General features: G+C 54.6%; 2 rRNA genes. Both read left to right on the forward strand.

Annotated elements, in window-relative coordinates:
• Nucleotides 1-185 precede the first annotated feature (185 nt).
• Nucleotides 186-3,014, forward strand: a 23S ribosomal RNA gene (locus LC066_RS21355).
• A gap of 76 nt (nt 3,015-3,090) precedes the next feature.
• Nucleotides 3,091-3,205: ribosomal RNA gene (gene rrf, locus LC066_RS21360) — 5S ribosomal RNA — on the forward strand.
• The last annotated feature ends 205 nt before the right edge of the window (nt 3,206-3,410 follow it).

Below are 3,410 nucleotides of genomic sequence, written 5' to 3' on the forward strand. Positions count from 1 at the left end.
TCTTCGCAAAGAATGAGTGTTGTCCAAGTCAAGTACACTAACCCGAGCAACTACGGTTGCTCATAGTCTGGACGTAGGTCCAGGCGGGAAAATGTATGACTTCTGATCCAGAACAGAGACGCAGCGGACGAACCAGCCCGCACGATACAATGCGTCGCGACAGTTTCCTGTCTTCTTCTGGATCGGATCAAGCGCGAGAAGGGCGTTTGGTGGATGCCTTGGCAGCAAGAGGCGATGAAGGACGTGATACTCTGCGATAAGCTAGGGGGAGCCGAGAATAGGCTTTGATCCCTGGATCTCCGAATGGGGCAACCCACCTGACAGTTCGATATTGTTACCGCAAGGTAATCAATATCAAGCTGAACCAGGTACTTCTTACCTGAACACATAGGGTTTGAAGAGCAAACCCGGGGAACTGAAACATCTAAGTACCCGGAGGAAAGGACATCAATTGATACTCCCCTAGTAGCGGCGAGCGAACGGGGACCAGCCGAGCCGTGAATGTGACCAGAACTGTTTGGAAAGACAGACCATAGTGGGTGACAGTCCCGTATGGGAAGCATGATCGGACGTATTAAGTAGGGCGGGACACGTGAAATCCTGTCTGAAGATCGGAGGACCACCTTCGAAGGCTAAGTACTCCTTGCTGACCGATAGCGAACCAGTACCGTGAGGGAAAGGTGAAAAGCACCCCGACGAGGGGAGTGAAACAGTACCTGAAACCGAACGCCTACAATCAGTCGGAGGCTCCTTGCGAGCTGACGGCGTACCTTTTGTATAATGGGTCATCGACTTGGTCTCACGAGCAAGCTTAAGCCGTTAGGTGTAGGCGCAGCGAAAGCGAGTCTTAATAGGGCGTCGAGTTCGTGGGATCAGACCCGAAACCGAGTGATCTAGGCATGACCAGGATGAAGGTAAGGTAACACTTACTGGAGGTCCGAACCCACACCTGTTGAAAAAGGTCGGGATGAGTTGTGCCTAGGGGTGAAAGGCCAATCAAACTCGGAGATAGCTGGTTCTCCGCGAAATCTATTTAGGTAGAGCGTCATCCGAATACCCCGGGGGGTAGAGCACTGGATGGGTAATGGGGCCCCACAGGCTTACTGATCCTAACCAAACTCCGAATACCCGGGAGTACTAGATGGCAGACACACTGCGGGTGCTAACGCCCGTAGTGGAGAGGGAAACAACCCTGACCTCCAGCTAAGGCCCCCAATTCATGGCTAAGTGGGAAAGCAGGTGGGACGACCAAAACAACCAGGAGGTTGGCTTAGAAGCAGCCATCCTTTAAAGATAGCGTAACAGCTCACTGGTCTAATCAAGTTGTCCTGCGGCGAAGATGTAACGGGGCTCAAGCCATGAGCCGAAGCTGAGGACTGCGTATGCAGTGGTAGCGGAGCGTAGTGTGACATAGCTCCATGCGTCCTTATCGGTCTTCGGACCGTATTGGACGCAAGGAGCTTTCTGTGAAGCCGGCCTGTGAGGGAACCGGTGGAGAGATCACTAGCGAGAATGATGACATGAGTAGCGACAAAGAGTGTGAGAGACACTCTCGCCGAAAGTCCAAGGGTTCCTGCTTAAAGCTAATCTGAGCAGGGTAAGCCGGCCCCTAAGCCGAGGCCGAAAGGCGTAGGCGATGGGAACCAGGTTAATATTCCTGGGCCAGTGGGATGTGACGGATTGTGAAGGTTGTTCACCCTTATCGGATTGGGTGGGCCGCTAATCAGTCCCAGGAAATAGCCCCACATGAGACCGTACCCTAAACCGACACAGGTGGACTGGTAGAGAATACCAAGGCGCTTGAGAGAACGATGTTGAAGGAACTCGGCAAAATACCTCCGTAAGTTCGCGAGAAGGAGGCCCGGGTTCAAGGCAACTTGGATCCGGGGGCACAAACCAGGGGGTGGCGACTGTTTACTAAAAACACAGGGCTCTGCGAAGTCGCAAGACGACGTATAGGGTCTGACGCCTGCCCGGTGCCTGAAGGTTAAAAGGAGGAGTGCAAGCTCCGAATTGAAGCCCAGGTAAACGGCGGCCGTAACTATAACGGTCCTAAGGTAGCGAAATTCCTTGTCGGGTAAGTTCCGACCTGCACGAATGGCGTAACGACTTCCCCGCTGTCTCCAACATCGACTCAGCGAAATTGAATTGCCTGTCAAGATGCAGGCTTCCCGCGGTTAGACGGAAAGACCCCGTGCACCTTTACTACAGCTTCACACTGGCATCAGGCACAACATGTGCAGGATAGGTGGTAGACTTCGAAGCAGGGACGCCAGTTCCTGTGGAGTCATCCTTGAGATACCACCCTTGTTCTGCTTGATGTCTAACCGCGATCCCTTATCGGGTTCCGGGACCCTGTGTGGCGGGTAGTTTGACTGGGGCGGTCGCCTCCTAAAGCGTAACGGAGGCGCGCGAAGGTTGGCTCAGAGCGGTCGGAAATCGCTCGTTGAGTGCAATGGCAGAAGCCAGCCTGACTGCGAGACTGACAAGTCGAGCAGAGTCGAAAGACGGCCATAGTGATCCGGTGGTCCCGAGTGGAAGGGCCATCGCTCAACGGATAAAAGGTACGCCGGGGATAACAGGCTGATACTGCCCAAGAGTCCATATCGACGGCAGTGTTTGGCACCTCGATGTCGGCTCATCTCATCCTGGGGCTGGAGCAGGTCCCAAGGGTACGGCTGTTCGCCGTTTAAAGAGGTACGTGAGCTGGGTTTAGAACGTCGTGAGACAGTTCGGTCCCTATCTGCCGTGGGTGTAGGATACTTGAGAGGAGTTGCCCCTAGTACGAGAGGACCGGGGTGAACGATCCACTGGTGGACCAGTTGTTATGCCAATAGCAGTGCTGGGTAGCTATGATCGGAAAGGATAACCGCTGAAGGCATCTAAGCGGGAAGCCCCCCTCAAAACAAGGTATCCCTGAGGGCCGTGGTAGACCACCACGTCGATAGGCCGGAGATGTAAGCACAGCAATGTGTTCAGTTGACCGGTACTAATGGCCCGATAGGCTTGATCCGTTCCAGTAGAAATCAGGAACGATCAGAAGTCACAGACCTGGACTGATTGATATCTCTCAATTGGATTTTTACTCGGTCTGGTGGTCATAGCACGAGCAAAACACCCGGTCCCATTCCGAACCCGGAAGTTAAGTGCCGTCGCGCTGATGGTACTGCGGCTTAAGTCGTGGGAGAGTAAGTCGCCGCCAGACCTAGCAAAAATCCAATACGATGTCTTAGAAAAACCCGCCGACCCAGAAATGGGCGGCGGGTTTTTCCTTGTATAAACGCCGCGTCCCCAGCCTACCCCAGACCCCGACCGAGCCGCACGCGATCGGGCAAAAGCCAGCGGCGCGCGCACGGACCCGCAGCCAGCACCGAGCCTCCGGCCCCCAGAACGCCGGGAGCTACCCGCGG

The organism is Pseudooceanicola marinus, from assembly GCF_020177265.1.
GTDB lineage: Bacteria > Pseudomonadota > Alphaproteobacteria > Rhodobacterales > Rhodobacteraceae > Pseudooceanicola > Pseudooceanicola marinus_A.